This window comes from Fastidiosipila sp. (assembly GCA_012511175.1).
Lineage (GTDB): Bacteria > Bacillota > Clostridia > Saccharofermentanales > DTU023 > UBA4923.
On sequence record JAAZGO010000010.1, the window covers coordinates 1 to 24,741 of the forward strand.

Annotated in this window: 24 protein-coding genes and 1 pseudogene; 18 read left to right on the forward strand and 7 right to left on the reverse strand. The window is 54.4% G+C overall.

Annotation, left to right across the window (positions count from 1 at the left end; all coding sequences use genetic code 11):
* Positions 1-135 precede the first annotated feature (135 nt).
* The 4 genes from GX839_01605 to GX839_01620 are packed head-to-tail and all read left to right on the forward strand — an operon-like array spanning position 136 to position 4,146.
* Positions 136-1,929: a phosphoenolpyruvate carboxykinase (GTP) gene (locus GX839_01605; GenBank protein ID NLB04164.1), complete on the forward strand. Its 1,794-nt coding sequence runs from the start codon at positions 136-138 to the stop codon at positions 1,927-1,929.
* Between the two features lie 10 nt (positions 1,930-1,939).
* On the forward strand, positions 1,940-3,124 hold the full coding sequence (locus GX839_01610; GenBank protein ID NLB04165.1) for a pyridoxal phosphate-dependent aminotransferase: 1,185 nt from the start codon (positions 1,940-1,942) through the stop codon (positions 3,122-3,124).
* A 35-nt stretch (positions 3,125-3,159) separates the two neighbouring features.
* Complete coding sequence (locus tag GX839_01615) at positions 3,160-3,387, forward strand: xylan 1,4-beta-xylosidase (GenBank protein ID NLB04166.1); 228 nt, start codon at positions 3,160-3,162, stop codon at positions 3,385-3,387.
* A gap of 6 nt (positions 3,388-3,393) precedes the next feature.
* Positions 3,394-4,146, forward strand: coding sequence for an alpha/beta fold hydrolase (locus GX839_01620; protein NLB04167.1), 753 nt, complete (start codon positions 3,394-3,396; stop codon positions 4,144-4,146).
* 54 nt (positions 4,147-4,200) lie between these two features.
* Here the strand turns inward: GX839_01620 and GX839_01625 are convergent, their stop codons facing one another.
* A complete protein-coding gene (locus GX839_01625; GenBank protein ID NLB04168.1) occupies positions 4,201-4,629 on the reverse strand; it encodes an Hsp20/alpha crystallin family protein in 429 nt (142 codons plus the stop codon).
* Between the two features lie 180 nt (positions 4,630-4,809).
* Here GX839_01625 and GX839_01630 point away from each other — a divergent pair, with 180 nt between their 5' ends.
* From GX839_01630 to GX839_01675, 10 genes are all read left to right on the forward strand, one after another.
* Positions 4,810-5,742 (forward strand): DMT family transporter, encoded by a 933-nt coding sequence (locus tag GX839_01630; protein NLB04169.1) that lies wholly within the window; start codon positions 4,810-4,812, stop codon positions 5,740-5,742.
* A gap of 61 nt (positions 5,743-5,803) precedes the next feature.
* A complete protein-coding gene (locus GX839_01635; GenBank protein ID NLB04170.1) occupies positions 5,804-6,523 on the forward strand; it encodes a sulfite exporter TauE/SafE family protein in 720 nt (239 codons plus the stop codon).
* A gap of 58 nt (positions 6,524-6,581) precedes the next feature.
* Complete coding sequence (locus tag GX839_01640) at positions 6,582-8,027, forward strand: NAD(P)/FAD-dependent oxidoreductase (GenBank protein NLB04171.1); 1,446 nt, start codon at positions 6,582-6,584, stop codon at positions 8,025-8,027.
* A gap of 10 nt (positions 8,028-8,037) precedes the next feature.
* Complete coding sequence (locus tag GX839_01645; GenBank protein NLB04172.1) at positions 8,038-9,306, forward strand: FAD-dependent oxidoreductase; 1,269 nt, start codon at positions 8,038-8,040, stop codon at positions 9,304-9,306.
* Between the two features lie 12 nt (positions 9,307-9,318).
* Complete coding sequence (locus tag GX839_01650; GenBank protein NLB04173.1) at positions 9,319-9,669, forward strand: DUF1667 domain-containing protein; 351 nt, start codon at positions 9,319-9,321, stop codon at positions 9,667-9,669.
* A gap of 17 nt (positions 9,670-9,686) precedes the next feature.
* The gene (gene glpK / locus GX839_01655; protein ID NLB04174.1) at positions 9,687-11,177 is read left to right on the forward strand and encodes a glycerol kinase GlpK; all 1,491 of its coding nucleotides are present in this window, start codon (positions 9,687-9,689) and stop codon (positions 11,175-11,177) included.
* A gap of 83 nt (positions 11,178-11,260) precedes the next feature.
* Positions 11,261-12,046, forward strand: coding sequence for a TIGR02206 family membrane protein (locus tag GX839_01660; GenBank protein ID NLB04175.1), 786 nt, complete (start codon positions 11,261-11,263; stop codon positions 12,044-12,046).
* Positions 12,043-12,768 (forward strand): hypothetical protein, encoded by a 726-nt coding sequence (locus tag GX839_01665; protein NLB04176.1) that lies wholly within the window; start codon positions 12,043-12,045, stop codon positions 12,766-12,768. Before GX839_01660 ends, GX839_01665 begins: the two co-directional genes overlap by 4 nt.
* Positions 12,769-12,865: 97 nt before the next feature.
* Complete coding sequence (locus tag GX839_01670) at positions 12,866-13,519, forward strand: hypothetical protein (GenBank protein NLB04177.1); 654 nt, start codon at positions 12,866-12,868, stop codon at positions 13,517-13,519.
* Positions 13,520-13,688: 169 nt separating this feature from the next.
* Complete coding sequence (locus GX839_01675) at positions 13,689-14,192, forward strand: peptidylprolyl isomerase (protein NLB04178.1); 504 nt, start codon at positions 13,689-13,691, stop codon at positions 14,190-14,192.
* Here GX839_01675 and GX839_01680 read toward each other — a convergent pair whose 3' ends face one another.
* Positions 14,193-15,194 carry a polysaccharide deacetylase family protein gene (locus tag GX839_01680; protein ID NLB04179.1) on the reverse strand — a complete coding sequence of 334 codons (1,002 nt, stop codon included), beginning with the start codon at positions 15,192-15,194 and terminating at the stop codon, positions 14,193-14,195.
* A gap of 102 nt (positions 15,195-15,296) precedes the next feature.
* Here GX839_01680 and maf point away from each other — a divergent pair, with 102 nt between their 5' ends.
* Positions 15,297-15,893: a septum formation protein Maf gene (gene maf / locus GX839_01685; GenBank protein NLB04180.1), complete on the forward strand. Its 597-nt coding sequence runs from the start codon at positions 15,297-15,299 to the stop codon at positions 15,891-15,893.
* 42 nt (positions 15,894-15,935) lie between these two features.
* On the opposite strand, the gene GX839_01690 is transcribed toward maf, so the two are convergent.
* From GX839_01690 to GX839_01700, 3 genes are read right to left on the reverse strand one after another with little or no spacing between them, the layout of a single operon-like run.
* Positions 15,936-16,682: a sulfite exporter TauE/SafE family protein gene (locus GX839_01690; protein NLB04181.1), complete on the reverse strand. Its 747-nt coding sequence runs from the start codon at positions 16,680-16,682 to the stop codon at positions 15,936-15,938.
* A gap of 44 nt (positions 16,683-16,726) precedes the next feature.
* Positions 16,727-17,479, reverse strand: a complete 753-nt coding sequence (locus GX839_01695) for a sulfite exporter TauE/SafE family protein (protein ID NLB04182.1) — start codon at positions 17,477-17,479, stop codon at positions 16,727-16,729.
* Positions 17,480-17,509: 30 nt separating this feature from the next.
* Positions 17,510-18,253, reverse strand: coding sequence for a sulfite exporter TauE/SafE family protein (locus GX839_01700; protein ID NLB04183.1), 744 nt, complete (start codon positions 18,251-18,253; stop codon positions 17,510-17,512).
* 209 nt (positions 18,254-18,462) lie between these two features.
* Here GX839_01700 and GX839_01705 point away from each other — a divergent pair, with 209 nt between their 5' ends.
* The 3 genes and pseudogenes from GX839_01705 (at position 18,463) to amrS (ending at position 21,655) form a co-directional block, all read left to right on the forward strand.
* Positions 18,463-19,218, forward strand: a complete 756-nt coding sequence (locus tag GX839_01705; GenBank protein ID NLB04184.1) for a hypothetical protein — start codon at positions 18,463-18,465, stop codon at positions 19,216-19,218.
* Positions 19,219-19,490: 272 nt separating this feature from the next.
* Positions 19,491-20,820 (forward strand): annotated as a pseudogene (amrA, locus tag GX839_01710) (AmmeMemoRadiSam system protein A).
* Positions 20,810-21,655 carry an AmmeMemoRadiSam system radical SAM enzyme gene (amrS, locus tag GX839_01715; protein NLB04185.1) on the forward strand — a complete coding sequence of 282 codons (846 nt, stop codon included), beginning with the start codon at positions 20,810-20,812 and terminating at the stop codon, positions 21,653-21,655. The pseudogene amrA and the gene amrS overlap by 11 nt, the downstream one beginning before the upstream one ends.
* Here amrS and GX839_01720 read toward each other — a convergent pair.
* Positions 21,652-23,595 carry a hypothetical protein gene (locus GX839_01720; protein NLB04186.1) on the reverse strand — a complete coding sequence of 648 codons (1,944 nt, stop codon included), beginning with the start codon at positions 23,593-23,595 and terminating at the stop codon, positions 21,652-21,654. The two genes, amrS and GX839_01720, sit on opposite strands and share 4 nt — an antisense overlap.
* Before the next feature lie 16 nt (positions 23,596-23,611).
* Positions 23,612-24,727 (reverse strand): hypothetical protein, encoded by a 1,116-nt coding sequence (locus GX839_01725; protein NLB04187.1) that lies wholly within the window; start codon positions 24,725-24,727, stop codon positions 23,612-23,614.
* Positions 24,728-24,741 lie beyond the last annotated feature (14 nt).

Genomic DNA, 24,741 nt, shown 5'->3' on the forward strand with positions numbered 1-24,741 from the left:
CAAGTTCGTACAGAAACTTGTCGCCATCGTCGGAAATATTCATTTATGAACGAATCATGAGAAACCCTCAAGGGACAAAAGCAATCGCAATTTCGTGATAAACTCGGATTGGTGATAAGAAAAAGAGGTAATTCCATGATAAAACACAAAAAATTGATCAAATGGATCCGGGAAATGACAGAGCTTCTCCAGCCCGATCAGATCTACTGGTGTGATGGATCGGCAGAGGAGAACGACCGCCTTCTGGCAGAAGCCGTCAAAGCCGGTTCCTCCATCAGGCTAAGTCCTGACAAACGCCGGGATTGTTATCTTTTTCGCAGCGATCCCTCTGATGTTGCCCGCGTTGAAGATCGTACATTTATTGCATCAATCAAGGAAGAGGATGCGGGGCCGACCAACAATTGGATTGAACCGCTTGGTTTGCGCAAAACCATGACAGCCCTGTACCGGGGAGCCATGCGCGGCAGAACCCTGTATGTGATCCCCTTTTGTATGGGACCCCTGGGCTCTCCCGCGTCCAAGATCGGAATCGAGCTGACCGACAGCATCTACGTCGTGACCAACATGCGCATTATGACCCGGATGGGACGTGAGGTGCTTGACCTGCTCGGTGATGATGGTGAATTCGTTCCCTGCCTCCATTCGGTGGGGGCGCCGCTGGAACCGGGGGATGAGGATGTTCCCTGGCCCTGCGCGCCCATGGAAGATAAATACATCAGCCACTTCCCGGAGACACGCGAAATCTGGTCCTATGGGTCAGGCTACGGCGGCAATGCCCTCTTGGGCAAGAAATGCTTCGCACTCCGCATCGCTTCTGTTCTGGCGCGCGATGAGGGCTGGCTAGCCGAGCATATGCTGATTCTTAAGATGACCTCTCCTGAAGGGAGAGTCTATTATGTTTGCGGCGCTTTCCCTTCTGCCTGCGGCAAAACCAACCTGGCCATGCTAAAACCAACCATCCCGGGCTGGAGGGTCGAGACTGTGGGCGATGATATCGCCTGGATGCGGTTCGGCGACGACGGCCGCCTTTATGCCATCAACCCGGAAGCGGGGTTCTTTGGCGTTGCTCCTGGAACTTCCTACCAGTCAAATCACAATGCGATGGATTCCATCCTGAGTGACACCATTTTTACCAATGTGGCCCTGACTGATGACGGCGACGTCTGGTGGGAAGGGATCGACCAGGCAGCCCCGGATCATCTGATCGACTGGCAGGGCCGCGACTGGGCGCCCGAATCAAGGGAGAAGGCCGCACATCCCAATGCCCGGTTTACGGCGCCGGCCAAGAACTGTCCCTCAATCGCACCCAACTGGGAGGATCCGCAGGGTGTTCCCATTGACGCCATCCTGGTCGGCGGCCGGCGCCCATCGACCATCCCCCTGGTCTATCAGAGTTTTGACTGGGAGCACGGTGTCTTCCTTGGTGCCATTATGGGTTCAGAGGTAACGGCCGCCATTATTTCAGACAAAATCGGCCAGGTCAGACGGGATCCTTTCGCCATGCTGCCCTTCATTGGCTACCATGTGGGTGATTACCTGAACCATTGGCTGTCAATTGGAAGGAAAGCGGATCCTGCCAAACTTCCGAAGATCTTCGCCGTCAATTGGTTCAGGCGCGGCGATGATGGCCGCTTTCTCTGGCCAGGCTTCGGTGAAAACAGCCGTGTTCTCAAATGGGTGGCAGAACGTTGTGATGAGGCCATCGGCGCTCACGAATCCGCCATCGGTTACTTGCCAAGACCCGAAGATCTGGACCTTGAGGGACTTGAGCTGCCTGCTGCGGATCTCGAGGCGATCACGACCATCGATCGTCAAGCGTGGCTGGCCGAGCTGGAGGCCATCAATGCGCACTTTAAAACATACGGACCCAAAATGCCTCGCGTCTTGTTTGACCAGCTTGAGCGCGTCCGCAACAAGCTGATCGGATAGGGGGTGCATAATGATTTCAGACCGTATCCGCCAAATGACACCATCCCAGACCTTGGAACTGAACAGCAAAATTGCCCAACTCCGAAAAGAGGGAAAAAACATCATCGCCCTGAATAGCGGCGAACCCGATTTCAATACGCCACAACCCATCATCGAGGCGGCTTACCAGGCCATGCTTGAAGGCAAAACCAAATACACCCAGACGCCGGGTATTCCGGAATTGAGGGAGGCGATCGCCCGCAAGCTTTTGCAGGAGAACAAGGTTAGCTATTCAGCTGACGAGATTTTGGTCTCGACGGGTGCCAAATATGCTCTGACCAATACCTTCCTGGCGCTTTGCAATCCTGGTGATGAGGTCATCATTCCCAAGCCCTGCTGGGTCAGTTACGTCGAAATGGTCAAGCTGGCGGGAGCTGTTCCTGTCCTGGTTCCGGTCAAGGAGAATAATTGCCTGGACCCTCACGCCGTCAAGGATGCCCTTACACCTAAGACAAAAGTGATTTTGATTAACAGTCCCAATAACCCCACAGGCGCGGTTTACCCACGTGACAGCCTCATGGCGGTGGCTGAGCTCGCCTTGAGGCATGACATTTACATTGTGACTGACGAGGTTTACGAAAAGCTAATCTATGGGACAAGCCCCCACATCAGCATCGCCTCCCTTTCGCCCGAAATCAAGGCCAGGACAGTGACCATCAATGCCTTCTCCAAGGCTTACGCCATGACAGGGTGGCGGCTCGGCTACGCCGCCGGGCCCAGGCAGATCATCAAGGCTCTATCAGCCATCCAGGGCCATACCACCTCAAATGCCACCTCTTTCGTCCAGTGGGCTGCCATCACAGCCCTTGAGTCCTGTGACCCCTATGTGGAAGAGATGCGCGGGGCCTTTGAGCAACGCCGGGATTATCTGTACGGCCGGGTGAGTGGTTTGCCCGGAATCCGGTGTCCTTTCCCCGAAGGAGCCTTCTATCTTTTCCCCGACGTGAGCAGGCTTTTCGGAAAAAGTTCAGGCAGCCGGATGATCCAGGATGCCCCTGGCCTGGCCGATTATCTGCTTGATGAGGCGAGGGTTGCCCTGGTCCCGGGCAATGCTTTTGAAGCGCCGCAAGCGATCCGTTTCACCTATTCCAACTCCATGGAGAATTTGATCGAGGCCATGGACCGGATCGAAGAAGCGATCAGCAGGCTGGCCTGAGAGATTCAGGCAAAATTCAAACCAGGGAGGTGCTCATGTGTTTTTCAAGAAGACACCGCCGAGAGGACTTCAAGACGGAGTATCCGGGTGGTGGCAAGCGTTTTGTCCGGGCTTACAAGCAAGGCGCGATCGAAGGCATGGAGATCTGGGTTGACCAGCAGACCGGTGTCAATTACCTCTTTCGCCAGGTCGGCTATGCCGGCGGTTTAACCGTCATGCTTGACCGGGACGGACGACCTCTTATCACAGGTCTTCACGGTTAGGCAGCCATGAGCGGAGCGCACCTTGAATTCAGGCGGGATATTGACAAGGCCAGCCATGCCGTGCTCTTTATCCACGGCATTTGCGGATCCCCCAACCATTTCCGTGATTTTTACGGGCAGGTTCCGGACGACTGGTCCATCCGGGCCATCCTGATTGAAGGCCATGGCGGAACCGTCCGCCAGTTCAGCCGGTCGTCCATGGCCCGCTGGAAAGAGCAGGTCAGCCGTACAGTAGATGAGCTGGCGGCAGATCATGCATCCATCCTGATCACCGGCCACTCGATGGGTACTCTGCTGGCCATTGAACAGGCGCTTCGAAAACCGAAATACGTGAAGGCGCTTTTCCTCCTGGCCGTCCCCTTGAGAGCCCGCGCAAGCCGGGCGGCTGTGAGTCAATCGCTTCGCACGGTTTTGGATCTTGATTCGCGCGGCGATCCGGCGCTTGAAGCGGCCAAAGCGCTCTACAGCATGAATCCCGACCGCAAAATATGGCGCTACCTGGGCTACATTCCCCGCTATTACGAGCTCCTTAAACTGATGCGGGAAACGAGGGGGAGAATCCCTCAACTGGCATTACCCTGCCGGGTGCTTATGTCCAGGCGGGATGAAATTGTCTCGCCACGCTCGGCTGATTATTTATTGGTCAATCCACGCATCGATCTGGGCTGGCTTGAGCATTCGGACCACAAATACTATCCACAGGGGGACAAGGAATTCATGCTGGAGGACTTTGCCTGCACTTGCCGGAACTTTTTGTAATAAAAGGGCGCGCCACCAGGCGCGCCCCTCCAAACCACTTATTGCTTGGTTTCTTTAATCTTCGATCTCAATTTCAATGGGTTCCGGCCCAGGTTTTTTCTCCTGTTTGGGGAGCGTAAGCGATAAAACCCCGTCCTTGAACTTGCCCTTGATCTCATCAGTATTAATGCCCGTTACATCAAAACTCCTGCAGCATGAACCGTAGGAGCGCTCTTTGTAGACGTAATTTTTACGCTCTTCGGTCTTCTCAACATTTTGTTCTGCCGTGATGGTCAGATACTTGCCGTCGAGATTGATTTTTATGTCCTCTTTTTTGACGCCTGGAAGATCGGCTTCCAAAAGGAAGTGATCACCCATGTCCTGGACGTCGACCTTGAAGCCCCGGACCCCTGAGAAATCCTGTAAAAATGAGTTGCCGAACCAGCGGTTAAAGTCACTGATCAGTCCGCGGTCGCGGCGGCTGTATGGAATCAAATCAAACATTTTCTGTGCCTCCTTTGCTGATTTCCTTTCATGATGAAGTTTAGCTTGAGCTTGTGGAGCAAAATGTGTGGAAATTTGGAGGAAATCTGAAATTTAGCACTCTCTGCGTCCGAGTGCTAATTCTTGGGAGGGGAGGCTTGCCGGTTTGCAAGACGAAGACTTGTCCTTTATCGTGGGGTGGTGAGGCGGGATGCAGAAAACAAAGCCGAGGTCAGGAGGAAGCGGGACCGTATTGCCGGTATCGCCGCTGCCACTTTGTCGGCCCTGCTCTATGGCCTTTCCCCCGCTGTTGCCAAACTGGCCTATGCCGGCGGCAGCAATGGGATTATGATGACCTTCACCCGTTCTCTGTTTGGGCTTCCTGTTCTTTTTTTCCTCGCCCATCAGAGAGGAGTTAGGCTGAAACCTGAAAAAAATGAGTGGATCGCCCTTGTTCCCGTCAGCCTTTTCGGTGTATTTGCCACCACGGCCTTGCTTTACTCATCCTTTTCCTACATCAATGTCGGCATGGCCACCGTGCTCCATTATGTATTTCCTGTTCTTGTCATGCTGGCAGGTTTCCTTTTCTTCCGCGAGCGCCTCAGATGGTGGAAATTGGTTTCACTCCTGCTCGGTCTGGGAGGAGTCCTCACCTTTATCCCGTCATCGGGGCAGGGTCAAATTCTGGGTTTACTGCTGGCTCTTGGTTCAGGTTTCACCTATGCAGGCCTTATGGTGGCGATTGAGCGAACGGCCATTGCCGGCATGCATGTTTATAAAATGGCCTTTCATTCCAGCCTTATTGGCTGCCTTGCTTCCTTGGGGGTCGGCTGGGCGACGGCGAGCCTGACCTTGAACCTGACGGCCGCCGCATGGGTTTATTCGGTCCTCGTTTCCCTCATGGTCTCTGTGGGCGCTTTTACCCTGCTCAATCTGGCCATCGTCAAGTGCGGCGCGACGACAACGGCCATCATTGCCATGCTGGAACCTGTGACCAGTGTGCTTTTCGGTGCCCTTCTCCTGAAGGAGCCGGTGACCCCTCTCAACTGGGCAGGTTTTCTTTTAATTATGGCAGGAGTTTTTATGGTCTCCTTCTTTACCGCCAGGGCCATGCGCCCGGGAAGGAAGGACTGAATAGCTGCTTTGCCGGCAGCAGGTTTTTGCGCTATGGTGACAGTTGTGTATATGGGGGCCTATGGAAACAGTCTATCTTCTTGTCGTTATCTTCATCGCCTATCTGGTTCAGTCCGTTACCGGTTTCGGAGGCGCCCTGCTTTCCTTACCCATTACCATCCTGCTGATCGGTTTCGATAACGCGCGTGTTCTGGCGACTGTGCTTTCGCTATTCACAGGCTTGCTGGTCTCTTTGCGCTGCCGCAAGCAGATCAACCGGGGGAAATTGCTTGAAATCCTGATCGTCATGGCAGTTGGAACAGCGTCCGGCATGCTGCTGGACCGTGTACTGGAGGTTCCCCTCCTGATCACGGTCTATGGGATCGTTACGGTTATCCTGGCGCTTGCTGGCTTTCTGCCAAGGAAAAGCGCAGCGGGTAAACCTGGCCGGCCGGTTCTTCTTGGAATTCTTCTGCTGGCGGGGCTTATGCAGGGTCTGTTTGTGGCGGGCGGGGCCTTCCTCATGGTTTATGCCATGTACGAGTTGCCGGAAAAAACAGAGTTTCGGGCTACCTGCTCAGCTGTCTGGGGAGTTTTGAACTGGTTCATGCTGATCAACTACGGTTTGGCCGGGAAAATCAATGGCGGAAATCTGAAGCTGGTGGGTCTTTGCGTGCCGGTGGTCCTCCTCATGATGGTACTGGCCGAAAAATTGCAGTCAAAAATCAATCAGCGGCTGTTTTCAAAGTTGACCAATGCCCTGCTTCTGGCAACCGGAGTGATTCTATTGGCTGGCAGGTGAGGGACTTGTCTTGAGATTTGAACCTGGTCAGCGGATAATGAGCGGGAGGACTTCTTCCATGTACGATCTTGCCATCATCGGAGCCGGCGTAGTCGGCTGTGCACTCGCCTATGAACTTTCTTCCCGCGACCTGTCCCTCGTCCTGATCGAAAAGGAAAACGACGTGGCCATGGGCGCTTCGCGAGCCAATACAGCCATCATTCATGCCGGTTTTGACCCTGCGCCCGAAACCCTGATGGGGCAGCTGAATGTAGAAGGGATGCGGCGCTGCTACGACCTCTGCGAAGAACTTGATGTGGAGCACAGGAAGACGGGGTCGCTGGTGGTCGCCTTTGACCAGGAACAGCAGAGAACACTGGACGTCCTCTACCGGCAAGGTATTGTCAACGGCTGTCAGGGACTCGAAATAATCGACGGAGCAGAGGCCCGCCGTCGTGAACCCAATCTGTCTCCGGAAATTATCGCTGCTTTGTGGGCACCGGAAGCCGGTGTGATCAATCCCTGGGAATTTGCCCTGGCCATGGCCGAGGTCGCCGTTCGGAATGGTGTGGTTTTCATGCCCAATACTGAGGTGGTTGGCTTGGAATGGCGCGGCGACCATTATCAGATTACCGCCCCCTCACTGACGGAACCAATCCGGTCAAGGTATCTTGTCAACGCGGCAGGTGTCAACAGTGACCTCATCCACGAAATGGCGGCGGAACCGGCCTTCCAAATCACCCCGACCCGCGGGGAATACTATCTGCTTGACAGGACAGTGGGAACCCTGGTCCAATCCATTATCTTCCACAGTCCGACCGAGCAGGGCAAGGGAGTAACCGTGTCCCCGACCATCCATAACAATTTTCTCATCGGCCCCAATTCCGAAGTAATTGAAGACCGGGCCGACACGGGTGTAACAAGGTCGGGTCTAAGCCATATCGGAGAGGTAGCCCTTCGGATGGTGCCGTCGCTCGATTTGCGATCCAATATCCGGAATTTTGCCGGCGTTCGCGCCAACAGCCCTGAAAATGATTTCTATATCAAGATGTCAGCCGCGAATTTTCTCGACCTGGCCGCCATCAAGTCCCCCGGCCTGACCTGCGCGCCCGCCATCGCCAGACTTGGGGCCGATCTGCTGGAAAAAACGGGTCTTCCTATGAAAAAGAAAACCCATTGGCAGGGTGGCCGGCGGGTCATCCGCTTCAAGGAGATTCCGGAAGAAAAACGTGCGGCCTTCATCAGAGATAATCCGCTTTATGGCCGTGTGATTTGCCGTTGCGAAACCATCACTGAGGGTGAAATCATGGCAGCCATGCAGCGGGAAATCCCGCCTGTTTCCATCGATGGCGTCAAACGGCGGGCCGGGACTGGGATGGGGCGCTGCCAGGGCGGTTTTTGCGGACCGCGGATCCTGGAAATCCTGGCACGTGAAACTAAGCGCAGCCCTCTCTCCATTGAAGAAGACGGGTCGGGCAGCTTGATTCTGACTTCGGAAACGAAAAAGGGGTGCGATCGTGGCTGATCCTTATCAAATGCTGGTCATCGGAGGCGGCCCGGCAGGACTGGGGGCTGCAATCAGCGCGAAAGAAAACGGGCTTTCCCGCATCCTGGTCGTTGAGCGGGACCTGGAATTGGGCGGCATCCTGAATCAATGCGTACACAATGGTTTTGGTCTTCACTACTTCGGCGAGGAGCTGACAGGGCCTGAATATGCGGGCCGAATGACCGGCAGGCTGGAAGGCTCGGGCATCGAAATCCTTTGCGACACCATGGTTTTATCCATTCACCCCGGTCAGGATGTCCACCGTGTCTGCCTGATGAGCGCCTGCAGTGGATACCGTTGTCTGGACACAGAGACCATCGTCCTGGCCATGGGCTGCCGGGAGCGGACCCGGGGGGCAATAGGGATTCCGGGAACGCGTGCAGCGGGCATTCTGACAGCCGGAACCGCGCAACGCTACGTCAACATGGAAGGTTACATGGTAGGAAAGCGTGTCATTGTCCTCGGATCAGGCGATATCGGCCTCATCATGGCAAGGCGGATGACCCTGGAGGGTGCAAAGGTGCTGGCATGTGTCGAGATCATGCCCTTCTCAGGCGGCCTTGCCCGTAACATTGTCCAGTGCCTCGACGACTATGGGATTCCGCTCCTTTTGTCTCACACCATTACTGAAATTGGGGGCAGAAGCCGTGTCGAGCGGGTAACCGTCCAGCAGGTCGACGCCTCCTTGCAACCGGTTGAGGGCACGGAGCGTTACTTTGATGTCGATACGGTTCTCCTGTCGGTTGGCCTGATTCCGGAAAATGAACTGACGCGGGAAGCAGGGATCGCCATGGATCCCAGAACCGGGGGACCGCTCGTCTTCGAGAACAAGGAAACGTCAATCCGGGGGATCTTTGCCTGCGGTAACGTCCTCCAAGTCCATGATCTGGTCGACTATGTGACGGAGGAAAGTGAAGAAGCAGGAAAGGCTGCAGCCGCCTATGTCCTGGGGAAAGCGACTGCCGCATTTGCCCCTCCGGCTGACAGAATCATTGATGTAACCCCCGGCAAGGGAATTGCCTGCGTCATTCCCCAGAAAATCCGCCTGGATCGGCTTGAAGAAAAAATCCGGTTCTTTTTCCGTGTTTCTGAACCCAGCAAAACCCCCAAGCGGGTGATGCTGGGGGATGGGGAGCGGGTGGCCGCCTCTTTCAGGCGGCCCTGGATGGCGCCGGGCGAGATGGAGCATATCAAGGTCGATCGGAGCACACTTCAGGAGATGCAGGGGGAAATCCTGCTCCTGACGATTGAGGACTGAGAGGGTCAGCTTGTGGTAAAAGAATTGATTTGCATTGTTTGCCCGCAAGGCTGCCACCTGACGGTCGAAGAAGAAAAAGAATATCAGGTGTCGGGGCACCGGTGCGCGAGGGGAGTCGCCTACGGCAGGAGCGAGGCCATGAATCCAACCCGCGTCCTGACCTCAACGGTTTGCGTCAGGAGTGCCAGGCATCCCCGCTGTCCGGTCAAAACCAGCCAGCCGATCCCAAAAAAGGATCTGTTCCGGGCCATGGCGCTGCTGGATGACATTGTGCTTGACCTGCCGGTGCACCGGGGGGATGTGGTGGTCAAAAATATCCTGGGGCATCCGGCCGACATCATCGCGACAAGGGATATTACTTAAAACGGAAGGGGCAGAAGATGGCAGGCTATGTGATGGCTTTGGACGCGGGAACAACCAGCAACCGATGCATTCTGTTCAATGAGCAGGGCCGGGTCTGTTCAGTCGCACAAAAAGAATTCAGTCAGATCTATCCCAAACCCGGCTGGGTCGAGCACGACGCCAATGAAATATGGTCCACCCAGCTGGGCGTGGCGGTCGAGGCCATGAACAAAGTAGACGTCCGGGCGGAGGATATCGCCGCGATTGGGATCACCAACCAGCGGGAAACCACAGTGCTTTGGGATAAAAACACAGGTGAACCTGTCTGTAAGGCCATCGTCTGGCAATGCCGGCGGACAGCGGATGAATGTGACCGGCTCAAGGCAGAGGGGCTGACCGGTCTTTTTCGTGAAAAAACCGGACTGGTCATTGATGCCTATTTCAGCGCGACAAAGATCAAATGGATCCTTGATCATGTTCCCGGCGTCCGGGAAAAGGCAGAGCGCGGCGATATCTTGTTCGGAACCATCGACACCTGGCTGATCTGGCGGCTGACCCGGGGCAGGGTTCATGTGACTGACTACTCCAATGCGTCACGCACCATGCTGTTTAACATCCGGGACCTGAAATGGGATGATGAGCTGCTGCGCATCCTGGACATTCCTCCGCAGATCCTGCCGCAGGTCCGTCCCTCGAGCAGCATGTACGGCCTGACCGATCCTTCTTTCCTTGGCGGATCCATCGCCATTTCAGGCGCTGCCGGCGACCAACAGGCTGCCCTGTTTGGGGAAGCTTGCTTTTCGGCGGGCGAGGCTAAGAATACATACGGTACCGGCTGCTTTCTGCTGATGAACACGGGGGAAAAACCAGTATTCAGTGAAAAAGGACTGGTGACCACCATTGCCTGGGGGGCTGATGGAAAACTGATCTATGCTCTGGAGGGTTCCATCTTTATTGCGGGGGCAGCCATCCAGTGGCTGCGTGATGAGCTTCATCTGATCAAGACGGCGGAGGAGTCGGAATTGCTGGCGCTGCAGGTCGAGGATACGCAAGGCTGTTATGTGGTACCCGCTTTTTCGGGTCTGGGGGCACCTTACTGGGATCAGTACGCAAGGGGGACGATCGTCGGCCTCACCCGCGGTGTCAACAACCGGCACCTGGTCCGGGCGACCCTGGAATCGATCGCCTACCAGGTTGAGGATGTGCTGCAGGTCATGCAGGAGGACTCAGGGATTCAGCTTCGAGCGCTCAAGGCAGACGGCGGAGCCGCCAACAACAACTTCCTGATGCAATTTCAAGCCGATCTGACAGGAGTATCTGTTATGCGGCCCGCCTGTGTGGAGACTACGGCCCTGGGCGCAGCCTATCTGGCCGGTCTGGCGGCTGATTTCTGGTCAGATATCGGTGAGCTTGAAAGGAACTGGAAAATGGACCGGGCCTTCGAGCCAGCCATGTCCGAAGCCGACCGCCAGCGCAAGCTTGCCGGCTGGAGAAAAGCCGTGCCACGTTCCTTCGGCTGGGAAGCCTGAATCAGTTTACGTCAAAACCGTCTCTTTACGGTATAATGCGCTTATGTCACCGGGCATCCGCCCGGGGTACGGAGAGGTGTCCAATGAATTTTTTCCAGCATTTTTTTTATGGCGTCGAAAGAGCTGAGGATGTCGACGTCCCGCTTCCCTTGAAGATAGCGCTTATGGCGCTGTGGATCGGGGTCATGGTTCTGATCGTCGTCTACCGCAGGCAGCTTGCGGCACAAAAGAATCCGGGCCTTATCGCGAAGATTGTTGCCCTTTTTCTTTTAGCCGACCAGGTCGTCCTCTATCTTTGGCAGTTTCTGTCCGGCTACTTTAATGTGGAGCTGAGTCTGCCGCTCTATCACTGCCGGATTTGCGTATGGCTTCTCATTTTGGATCTGGTCTTTGGAATGAAAGCACTCCGGACCATCTGGATCTATTGGGCCATTATCGGTTCCTTCTTCTCCATGGCCATCATGGATCTTTACAAGTTTGATTTTCCCCACTACACCAATTTTCAGTTCTTCTATGTCCACATCACCCTGGGCTGGATCGTATTTTATGCCATCTATGCGCTGGGGTACAGGTTCGACAAAAAGGGTCTGAAGACTGCCTTGATCGCGACCACTGTCTATAATCTGGGTCTTATCCTTTTCAACGCCGCCTGTAACGGAACATTCATCACAACGGGAGACATGTTGTTCGATTACGGCTACATGTCTTATGCTCCCGGCGGCTTGAAGGATTTTACCCTGTCTTTCCCGCCTTTTACCTTCAACCTGCTCATGCTCATTGGCTACGATCTGCTGATTCTGCTCCTCTACCTGGGCGGGCGCGCTCTGAACAGGATCAGTGACCGCAACGGCCTTGAGGAAAAGGCATGAGGGAAACGATGTTCATGCCGGAAAAGCCCGTCCAAATACCCGAATATCCGGATCTGAAGCGCAAGGGTGCCCTGCCTGCTTATTTGAAGTATTTCTGGCGCGATCTGGTTCTGCTCATGGTCTTTCTTGCTTCCATGGGGATCATGCAGCTGCTCAATTATCCGATTGGGACTGTTCGAAGCCTTGAAATTCCCTTTGACAGCAAGATCCCCCTCTGGCCCTGGACTGCGCTGATCTACAACAGTTGGGCGCCGCTGATCGCGGGTCTCGCATTTTTCTATCTGCTCCGGGACCGGGCGCTTTACCGGCGCTATCTGATTACCATGATTCTGGGCCAGTTGATGGCCGACGCTACTTTCCCTTTTTTCCAGACCAGAGTTCCTGTGCCCTACGAAAAAGTGTACGGAGCCACAGATATTTTCTCAAAAATCCTGGCCATTACCTACCGGGCTGACAACAACTATTGTGGCTTCCCTTCCATTCATGTGATCCTTTGTACGCTGACTATTATTTTCATCTGGAAGCTGGAAGCCGCCAAACCGTGGTTCAAGATCCTGGTCAGCCTCTATTTCACCGCCGTGGCCATCACCACGGTGACGACCAAGCAACACGTGGTACTTGACATTCCCGGCGGGATCCTTTACGCACTGGTCGCCGTTCCCCTGGCGCTCCCCCTGAGCCGCTGGGTGGTCCGCCGTTGCTATAAAGACCCATTCAGGTAAAACGTTCCTTTGATACGTTGCCAGAAAAATTCATCGTTTATGATAACCGGGAGCTGATACAGGCTCAGAATACGTCAAATGAAATGAAGGCAGAAACATGAGATATCGCCCCGCGCTCCTGGCAGCCATCCTGTGCGGCGCCCTGCTGACAGGTGTGTTTGCCCTTACCGGATGTCAATCCGCAGGACAGCCTGCGCCGTCAGCAACGGCACGGCCCCCTGAGACGACAGCGGAGACCCTTGAAGAGATCTTCAGCCGGGAACTTCTTGTAAAAGAGAATGCAAAATCCGAAACAGAAATCGAACCTGGGCTGTACAGTCTTACCGCCACCGGGGGAGAGGGCTTCTTTCGGCTGGTAGTTCCCGGCCAGGAGGAAAGTTTGATTAGGGAATTGCACTTTGAACAGATGGCCTGGGTGGAAGTCAAGGCAGGTGAACTGCTTAAGGTTAAGGGATCCAACCTGGAAACATTTGAAGAACGGGAGCTACTGGGTCCCTCCTCGTCGCGCCTGAACAACGGGTTTTTCCTGGTGGGAATGGATATTTGCCCGGGGACCCTGGCCGTACAGTCTGTTGGAAGGGTTGGTGAGGATGGAACTCGGCCTGTCTGCGCAGTATTCGACAACGCACACGATATGTCCCAAGGGCCGGTCCGCAGTTATGATTTTGATTTTTCTCTTATCTATATTGAGGTGGAGGAAGGCGAGTTTCTCTATCTTCACAATGCGGAGGCTTACGTTCCACCTACCTGAATGTACTCAAGTGTGACCGGGTCGTAGACACCGGAAGGGAAAAATGAGAATCAGTTGCAAAACACTAATGACAGTATTGCTGGCAGTCGCGCTCTGCCTCGCCGCGGGCTGCAAGCGGAATGAAAAGGAAGAAGATATCATGGCAGATTTGGTCGCGGACGGCTACGTCATGGCACAGGAACCGACGGAATATGTTGACTTGCTGATGGACACCGGCCAACATATCGTGATCCAGCTTGACAGGGATTCAGCGCCTGTCACGGTCGCCAATTTCCAGAAACTTGTCGGGGAATCTTTCTATGACGGTGTTATTTTTCACCGTATCATCGAGGGCTTCATGATTCAGGGAGGCGACCCGACCGGAACAGGGCGCGGTGGGTCCGAAGAGCCCATCAAAGGTGAGTTTTTATCGAACGGGGTTGACAACCGGCTGTCTCATGAACGTGGTGTTGTTTCAATGGCCCGGACGCCTTTTCCCGATTCAGCGAGTTCTCAGTTTTTCATCTGCCATGGTGACAGTCAGTTCCTGGACGGCGACTACGCCGCTTTCGGCCGAGTCGTTTTCGGCATGGAGGAAATTGACCGGATGGCCTTGTTGGCAACGGGACCCGCCGACTTTCCGCAAATACCACCCGTAATGGAGCGGGTCTTTTTCGTTAAGCCCCGGCCCTGATCAGCGGCGCCAGCGGGCCGGATAAACGTCGCCCGGTTCCAGCTGGACCAGTTCATCGACCGTGACGAAAGTGAAGCCGTGCTCAATCAACTGGGGCAGTGCGCGGATGAATCCTTCGACAGTCGTTTCATGGATGTCGTGCAGCAGGATAATTTTTCCTTTTTGGGTATGGTTGAGCAGGTAATTGCAAACATAGTTGACGTTTTTATTGCTCTTCTTCCAGTCAGCGGGATCGATATCCCAGAAGATCGTAGCCATCCCCTGCTCCCCTGCCTCAACGTAAACCGCCTCGCTCCCGTAGCCGCCCGGAGGACGCATAATGGTAGGCCTGGAACCCGTAACTCTTTCAATAGCGTCGCTCGTTGACATCAGCTGGCTTCTCCGGACATCACTGCTGACCTGTGAGAGAAACTTGTGGGAGTAGGTGTGATTGCCGATCTGGTGACCTTCCGCGTGCATGCGCTGGATCAGGTCAGGCCGGCTCTCAACGAATTGGCCCTGGACGAAGAATGTTACTTTAATGCCGTATTCTTGCAAGGCGTCGAGCAGCTGTCCTGTATATTTGCCAGGCCCGTCATCGAAGGTGATGGCGACAGCGCCGGGGGCCGATAAACTGACCGGTCGTGCCGTTGTCAGGGGATTCGTCTGCTTGCTCTCAGTCGTTTTGGGTTTGGTTATCTTAATGGTCGTGGTTGGGGTGGTTTTTCGCGTTTTTTTTGAAATGTCAAGCGAAGGCAAGGTACTTGTTGATATCCCGGAAGTTTTGCGGGGGGTGGTTGTTTGACTTGGCGACGTGTTCGTAGTGTGACTTTGCGGACTGGTGCTGGTTGCGCCCGGAGAAGGTTCCCGCGTCATAGCCGGGGCTGGAACGGACTTTGTTACGGTGCAACCACTGGTCGCGATTGCCAAGGCGATGGCACCCAATAGAGACAGGATGACTGCAATTGCGAGGAAAACCGCCAGATGCCTTGACGTATTGCTGTTTTTCAATTTAAAACTCAACCCAATCTCCCAGGACATTGTCCCCGGATTTATTGGTCTTATTTTATCATGAAAGACCAAGTCGAATCCTTTACGTATAATGCAAATCAGGGAGGAATCCAGATGAGACTGATACTGGCAAGCCGATCGCCCAGACGGAGGCAACTCCTGTCCATGGCAGGGATATCCTTTGAAACTGCCCCTTCGAATTTTGATGAGGAATCACTTGCGGGGGTTTTAAAAAATGACGGGTCGGGCATTTCCGAGCGCGCCCTCGCCGAGCGACTGGCCCTGGCCAAAGCCCGCGCCGTCCTGCCTTCCTACCCGGAAGATCTCATCCTGGCCGCGGACACGATTGTCACCCTGGACGGTGCCCTGTTCGGAAAGCCGAAAGATAGGGCCGAAGCCCGCAAGATGTTGCGGACACTTGCCGGACAAACACATCGGGTCGATACGGGGGTCGCTCTTATTTCATCTTTAAAAGAAGAAGTTTTCTCTACGCGCTCTGAGGTAACTTTCCGGCCGCTTTCTTCCGTCATCGAAGCTTTGATTGACGACTATGTCAGAACAGACTTACCGCTCGACAAAGCGGGCGGCTACGGAATTCAGGAGCTGGGCGGTCTTTTAATCGAGCGCATTGAGGGCGACTTCTTTTCGGTCATGGGGCTTCCGATCGGCCTGGTCTATGAACGCTTGCAGGCCTACAGGATTCAGCCCTGACCAAAGATGAAATACACAGGATGCCGGATGGTATCTCGCGAATCAGGCGACCAGCTTGCTGATGCCCCCGGCAATGGAAATAAGCCCGGCCACAAACTGGATCAGATAAACAAAGCTGGAGAATTTCTCATTGGGTATTCTGTGATGCAGCCAGTTGCCGATAAAGAAGGCGATGACCACGAGCGGCAGGGCGTAAGCGATGGTTGTCGCAAGTTCTGTCGTGTAGACATGCAGAACAAAAATCCGATAGAGGGTTGAAATGGTGTTGGTGACGATCCAGACCGCCACCATGGTCGCGCGGAAGGTTCCCTTGTCCTTCATGCGGCTCAGGGCATAGATATTGATAAGCGGCGCTCCCATGGAAAACATGCCCTGCAAGACAGCGCCGATTCCAAGCGATACATACATTGCAGGTTTGGGCATTTCCCTGGATTCTTTTTTACGTACGATCCGCAGAATCTCCCGCCCGCTGACAAAGGCCACCAGGCTGCCAATGATCAGCCGCAATGCCCACTCAACGTAGCGCAGTTTGGCAAAAAGCAGGTAGCCGACCGGCATGATGGGGATGATGCAGGCAAGGATGATCAGGAGCTCACGGCCATTGATCTTCTTGAACTGGGTCACCAGCATGATGGCCAGCATGAGGAGGCTGGTCGCGGTGAAGAGAGCCACTGAGACTTCAGCTCCCCAAAAAAGTGAAAGAATCGGCACGCCGATTGAAATTGAACCGAAACCCGCGATGGCTTCGATGATATTCATGAAAAGAACAAGGATTAAGTAAAATATCATGACGTTGCTCCTGAGCGATGCTTCCCAAAAGTATACGACATTATTCAGGAAATTCCAGCGAGCAGCAGAACTCCTCCCAGAATGGAGAATAAACCGCTGATCAGTTGTACGCTGTATACGATGGTGACGAACTTCTCGGCGGGCACCTTGTAATGCAGCTTGTTGCCGAGAAGAAAACCAATGATAACCAGGGGGAGTGCGTACAAAATCCAGGTCCAGGTTGATGCAGAATAGGCGCGGAGGAAGAAGATCCGGTAAACCATGGAAAAACTGATGGTCATCACCCAGATGGCGGACATGGTCGCTCGGAAGACACTCTTGTCCTTGATCCGGGTCAGTGTGTAGACATTGATCAGGGGACCTCCCATGGAGAACATGGCCTCCACAATCGATCCCAGGGCAAGCGCTGTATAAACCGCCCAGCGTGGCAGGTCGGAGTCGTCTTTTTTTACCAGCCGCCGCCACAATTCGTGTCCGGCCACCAGGGTCACCACCGCGCCCATGACCAGGCGGAGCAGCCATTCAAAGGGCCTGATTTGGCTGTAGAGGGCATAGCCGACGGGCAGGAAAGGAAGGATACCGGCTGCGATGATCAGGAATTGGCGCCGGTCCATTTTCCTGATCTGTGTGACAAAGATAACCAGACAAAGGAAAAGTCCGGTGGTTGCCATCAGGTTGACCGACAATTCCGTGCCGAGAACAAGTGAAAGGATGGGGATGCCGATCGAAGTGGATCCGAATCCGACAACCGTTTCGAGGATGAGCATGAAAAAAAGGATGACAAAGAAATAGGTCATGGATCCTCTTGAACCTTGGTGCCTTCTTCCTTACATAAGCAGGTTGATGCCGCCGGCGATCGACAAAAGACCGCTGATAAGCTGAACGATGTAGACAAAATTGGCAAATTTCTCATTGGGGATCCTATGGTGCAGCTTGTTGCCGATAAAAAAGGCGATGAATACGAGGGGGATCGAGTAGAGTACGTTGGTCCAGATTTGACGCGTATAGGAGTGGAGCACGAACATCCGAAACATGAGTGAGATGGTATTGGTGATCAGCCAGACCATGACCATCGTCGCGCGGAACATGCTCTTGTCCCTGATCCGGGTCAGGACATAGACATTGATCAGCGCGCCTCCCATGGAGAACATGCCCTGAACTACGGCGCCGACACCAAAAGCGGAATAAACCAGCCATTGGGGCGGATCTCCGGCATCTTTTCGTATCATGCGCCGCCAGATTTCGCGGGAGGCAACAAAGGTGACAACCAGGCCCATGATGAGGCGGAGGGCCCATTCCATGAGGCGAAGCTTGGCGAAGAGGAGATAGCCGATCGGCATGATGGGGATGACGGCGGCAAGAATGATAAGAAGCTCCCGCAGCTGCACTTTTTTGTACTGGGTGGCAGCGACAACCAGGCATAAGATCAAGCCGGCTGCGGAAAGGAGCGCGACTGATGCCTCCGTGCCGAGAGCCAGGGACAGGATGGGGATGCCGATGGATGTCGATCCGAAACCCGTGATGGATTCGAGGATATGCATTAAAAAAAGGACAATAAAAAAATAAACCACAACCTGATTTTCCTTCCCCGCCAAATTATACAGCAGCAAACTGGAGAGGTGAGGTCAGACTGCTTTTGCCCAAGTGAGTCAGCTTGGCGTGTTGTCTGGCACAGTATGCCGGGACGGGTGAGTTTATTCTGTACAATACAAGTAGACAGGGTTGTCCGGGCAGAGTGAATTCTGTGCCGGACGCGATGAAAAAGCAAAGGAAAGAAGATATGGAAACGAAAGTAACCTTTATTTACGATTATAAAAGCATCGGACTGCCTGAAGAGATGACCGCAATCAGGCTCCCCGACATGGATGATTTTATTGAAAACCAATGCCGGGGTCTGGCAGAGAAGCACAGCACCATTGAGCTGCCAAAGGGGCAGAGCCATCTGTTGACTGACGATATGGTCAAGAAAGAAGAGATCCCCGGGGTTGAAACAGTTGAACAATACCGCGAAATATTGAAGAAAGAAATCCCCGCGGCAGTGGTCTCGGAGCAGGTGCACGCCATTTTGATGAACTACCTCATGCCTCAGCTGGTTGAGCGCAGTACCTTTGAGATCAATGATGAAGAGGCGACAAGGGAGAGCATGAAACGCCTCGAGGCCTTTGAAGCGAATGCCAAAGAGCGGGAACTGACCTTGGAGGAAGCTGGACAGAAAGATTTTGGCCTTCCCGCTATGGACGAGGGCCAGGTACGCCAATATGTCCTTTACCTGGGCCGGACCAGCTTCCTTTTCAGGATTCTGGCACGTGAATACCTCCAGCGTCAGGGACAGATTTTCGATCTTGCTTCTTACTCCTCATACGTTAAGGAATTGACGGAAGTGTCGGGTATGCCGGAAGAGCAAGTCAGAGACCTGGTACCGGTCCATGTCTATATGGAAGAAGTCCCCGCCCTCACCATGCTGGATGAAATGTCCGCCTGGATTGCACAGCAGGTTAAACTGGAAAGTGAGAGTGAGCCCAAACCAAAAGACTAGCAGGGAACTTGACTGGCTGGCCCCGGTGGGCATGAAGAAAGCGTGATAAACTGAACGATATAAACGTAAGTGCGAACCTCTTTGACAGGAGAAACGTCTCTTTTGAAGAGATGAGACAGTGGGTGGAGTGCCCCCATTGTGGCGCAACCACCAGGCCGGATGAAGATGAAAACCGTGAATACTGCATGGGGATGACCGGCTGATCAGACAAAACGGCTGCTGGGCCGGTATTCTCCCATGTAATCCGCTTGACGGTGAAGGGAGGACCAACCATGATTTTGAAGACTTACGCGGTACCGCACCCGCCCATCATCCTGCCGGAAATCGGACGCGGGGAAGAGAAGAAGATTGCGAAAACGACTTCAGCCTTCCAGCGCATGGCGCGCGAAATTGCCGAGCTTCAGCCTGACACCCTTCTCATTTCTTCTCCACACGCACCCATGTTCTCTGACGGATTTTTTATCCTGGGAGGCGACCGGGAGTGGGGTGACCTCAGTGCGTTCGGTGTGCGGGGTGTACGCGAGGAGGCCGCCATTGACAAAACCTTTGCCGATGAACTGCGGGGAGCCCTTCTCCGCCGTGCGCTCAGCGCGTCGGTTATGTCACTCGGCCGCAGGGGACTCGATCACGGCACCCTGATTCCGCTTCGTTTTATTCATCAGGAATACAGAGAATTTCGTCTGGTCCTGATCGGCCTGTCACTGCTGCCGGGGATGACGCACCGGGAAATCGGCCGGGCAGTAGCACAGGTTTCTGAAAAACTGGGGCGCAGGGCCGTCTATATTGCCAGCGGTGATCTGTCACATGTCTTGAAAGAAGATGGCCCCTACGGGTTCAAGCCGGAAGGCCCCCGCTTTGACGCAGAGATAGTCCGGATTTTCAATGAAGGGGATCTTGAAGGGCTCTTTGTCATGGATCCTCAAGTCCTGGAGCAAGCTGCCGAGTGTGGTCTTCGTTCCTTCCAGATGATGACCGGTACGTTGGACGGACGGCCCTATGAAGCCGAGCTCTACTCATACGAAGGTCCCTTTGGGGTCGGTTATGCCGTTGCATCCTTCACCCCCAACTGAGGAGGCTGCCGTGACTTCAACAAATCCGTACACTGCGCTTGCCCGCGCGTCAATTGAATCCTATCTTCTGGAGAAGAGAATACTGAAAGTGCCGGAAGATACGCCACAGGAGCTGCTGAACAGACGTGCCGGTGCCTTTGTCACCCTCTATAAAGCCGGGTGTCTCCGGGGCTGTATCGGAACCATCGCACCAGTCAGGGAATCGCTTGCCCTGGAGATCATTTTTAATGCGGTGGCATCAGCCGCTGAAGATCCCCGCTTTCCTCCTGTCACCCGGGATGAACTGGAAGACTTGGTGATCAGTGTCGATGTGCTGGGCAAAGCCGAGCCGGTTGCGGGTGTGGACCAATTGGATCCGGCCCGTTATGGTGTCATTGTCTCCGACCGTTACAGGCGGGGGCTTTTGCTTCCCCATCTCGATGGCATTGATACAGCGGAGGAGCAGGTGTCCATCGCCCTTCGGAAAGCGGGGATTGGTTTTTCCGAGCCTTACCGCCTGGAACGCTTTGAGGTCGTTCGCCATGAAGAATGAACCTGACGATTCTGTCATTTGCAGGGTCTGTTGGCGCCATTGCCGCATCCGGGAAGGCGGACTTGGTTATTGCCGGGCGCGGACCGTTAAGGATGGTGTGGTCATTCCCGCGAATTACGGTCAGTTGACCAGCCTGGCCCTTGACCCCATTGAGAAGAAGCCGCTCTACTATTTTCACCCGGGCACTTACATTCTTTCTGCCGGCAGCTACGGCTGCAATATGGCCTGTCCTTTTTGCCAGAATTATGAGATTGCCCGTGAGGCCGCGGCTGCACGGCGTACGGTGAGGGTCAGTCCGGAGGAACTGGTTGAAAAAGCGCTGGCTTACAGGGATCGCGGCAACATTGGCATTGCCTTTACCTACAACGAACCTCTTGTCGGATACGAGTATGTTCGTGACACATCCATGCTTGCCAGGGAAGAGGGCCTTGAAACGGTCGTCGTCACCAACGGACAGATTGAGGAAGAGCCACTTCAGGAATTGCTTCCGTTCATTACAGCATGGAATATCGATCTGAAAGCTTTTACCGATGAAGGCTACCGGAAACTTGGCGGCCGCCTGGACGTTACGCTTCGGACCATCAGGCGGGTGTCGGAGGTGTCGCACCTTGAAGTAACCACTCTTGTCGTGCCTGGATTATCGAACGATGAGGAAGAGATGAGGAGAGAAGCAGCTTTTTTGGCTTCAATCGATCCCCGGATCCCGCTTCATCTGTCGCGCTACTTTCCCTGCTACCAGTATGATGCACCCGCAACATCGAAGGAAACGCTGTACAGGCTCCGTGACGTCGCCAAAGAATCACTGGAGCGGGTCAACCTCGGCAATATCCATTAATCGAAAACAGGCCTGTCTTCACCCAGTTCCCGCGGGTCAATGGAAACCATTTCAAAGATTTCAAGCGCCTGCTCAATGAGCTCGCGCAGACCCGGGACTCGTTCAGGATCGACCGGCAGGGTGATTGCCGGCTGATCCCCGGAAGCCGCTGACCCGGGAGGCAGTTCCAGGCTGATATGAATCAGGCAGGGGGCCCCGGCGACCAGCCCGGCCAAAGCACGGTCATCTTGCTCCCTCAGGGATAAAGCGATGTAACGGGTCATATCCTGCATCAGGGATTCAAAGGGATAATAATCTTCCTCCCTGGCGGCAATCAACGGCTGGATCCATGTTTCTTTGTCTTCGGCGGATGCGTGGGGCGCAACCTCCAGGTTGAAGGCAACATGGAACTTGTCAGTTGCCGCATAATCGCTCAGCTCGGCCATGAAAAAGCGGTCATTCTGTCTGAGCAGCTGCAGGTAGTCGGGATTGTTGGCATACAGGGGAAGGGTCAGCGACCGCTCACAGCTTCGCCCGTCTTTTGTTTCAAGGATCAGGTGTGTCTCAGGCAAATGGGGGTAATAGATCTCATTTCCGCCGTAGGGAAGGATGAAAGGATTTTTAAGCCGCACAAAATCACGTGACTGCCCCTTGCTGGACAGGGTGCGGGGCAGGTCGAGGCCAGGATTATCAGGCGAAAGGACCGAGCGGTAAATTTCGCCTATGAGGGCAAGATCCTGTTCTGCCGTCAATTCGAACAGAAAAGGCCTGCTTTCCTCGCGCCCAAAGGGTGAAAAATAAGCTCCTGAATAGTAAATTCCTGCCCGTTTCAAGTTGTCAGCTTCCGGCAGTCTGGTTGAAAAGCCGCCGGCACCCGTCATGACGATTGAAAGCCAGACGGCGTAAGGCAAGGCTGCCGCCAGTGCGGCAGCAACCAAGGACCGCCAGCGGATTTTGCCCTTGTTGCCGATCAGGTTGAAGACCCAAAGTGAAAGTGAGAAGCCAAGCCCCGTGCCGATTAGGAAGGGCACGGGAGAAAGGTTGACCGGCGTGAACTCGGAATCCGTCGTCCATACCCGCAGGTAGTGGGCCGCGTAGCCTCCCAGCAGGGACAGGGTGACCACGCCCATCCATTGAATCAGCAGGAAGGGCCAATTGGCGGAGCCCCCGCCTGAGCGATAGCCTGCCTGTCTGGCGCGGAACAAAAAGAATGCAAGACAGGCCATGCCCAGAGTCATCAAGCCCAGGGGCAAGTGATGGTGCGCCAGCCCTCCTGTAAAAATGGCGGGAGAGAAAAGCTGAAATAATACGACCAGCCAGGAAGACGGTTCTTCCAGGGCCGTCACAAGCGGGTTGATGAAGCCCGGCAAAAACTGACTGGTGGCATCACTGAAAGAAAAAAGCATGAGCGGCCAGATGATGTTGAGCATGACGAAGAAACCGACGGCGGTCAGGGTTTTTTCCGTGATCAGGTAACAGACCTCCAGAAGAAAAAAGAAATAGAAGATCCTGATGAGGAGGCCGGCATAACTGATCCAAATATCAGCGGGAGAGGCAGTATAGGCATACCACCCGGGATCAGTGCGGGGCAGCAGCCTGGCGAGCATGGTATTCAAGCCCATGATGACAAGCGAAGGCCCGGCCAGATGTACCAGGGCACTCAGGTTGAGCCAGGCGAAGAGTTTCGGCCGGTTTGAGGGCAGTGAAAAATAGAAATCCGTCCGATCCATCCGGTGGATAAAGCCAAAGAATTGATGGACCAGGACCAGGCTCATGACAATGAGCACGAAGCCGTTAAAAAAATGAGTGGTAAAGGGCCAGAAGCCCCGTTCCGACAGCAGCGGAAGGGTGGTGAAGATGAAGAGGAAAATCAGAGGCAGGAACCAAAGTGCGGCTGGTTTCCTCCAGACCAGGGAAGCCGTCACTCGATTCGCTTTCACTTGCAGGTCAAACATTTTCATTCGATTCCCGCTTTCTTTACCAGGGTGTGGCAGCAGGTGCCATACATAGGCAAACCAGGCCGGTCATCAGGGCAAAGAACGTAAGTCCTCCCAGAATAGGAAGGATTTCTTTCGCGATCTTTGTTTTTCGCAGCTGCTTGCCGCTGACGACGGTGGACACGACCTGTCCCAGCAGGGCTCCCGCGACGAGGCCCATGTAAAAGACAGGTGAACGCAAAGTGCTTTGTTCTCCGGCAAACAGGCCATGGACGAAACTGCCGAGCAGGGTTCCCCCCAACAAGACAAAGAAGGGTTGCAGGACAGGGTACCATGGAAGCTGCCCGTTTCGAACGCCGGCGTATTCAGCGGGCCTTTTTTTGTAAAAAAACCAGGCCATGATGCTCCAGAAAACAATCATGACCAGGGATTGCCAGGCTGAAACAGGGAGTAAGATGGGGATAAAGAGGCGGGCAGCTGGGGCCAGGAGCCAAAGAATGTCCGTTTCCAGATCGGTAAGCCGGTTGGTCATCCCCAGTATATGAAAGACAGAGGAGGCCCAGGCGAATTGAATACCCACGCAAGTGAGAACGGCATCAAAGAGGGTGCCTGACAAGGCCAGGAAAACGAGGCTGAAGGCAAGCAGTTCCAGCGTTGCAGCGAAAAGTCTCAAATAGGCTGTCGAATAGGTGAAAAAATGTGCTATCTTCCCCCAGCCCGCGAAGACGGCAAAGGTCACTGCGGCGTTGACGGCAAAAATGAAGCAGAAGGCTGCCAGGAGCGCCAGTGCCCTGCCGAGAAACTGGCGGTTACTTCCCAAGGGCATGCTGGATTCCCTGTCGACCGCATTTTGAAGATAAAAGGTCCTAAATCCGGCACTGGCCAGCACAGCAACTGCCACAAGAGAGATCAGGGCCAGGAGTAAATGAAGCGGCCAGAGCACCTGATTAAGATTCTGCTCCCTGAAGACAGGCTCAAGGAAATTGTAAGACGAAACCAGTGTCAGGTAGTTGTCCCTGCCGATGATAAGAAGCGCAATGGGCATGGCCAGTAAAAACAGGAATGAGAAGAGCAGCATCAGCGAACGCATCCGCTGGAAGGACTTGCCAAAAACCCAGCCAAGTCCCGGGGCGGTTTGAGTGATTGCCGTCATCATGCCCTGATTCCCCC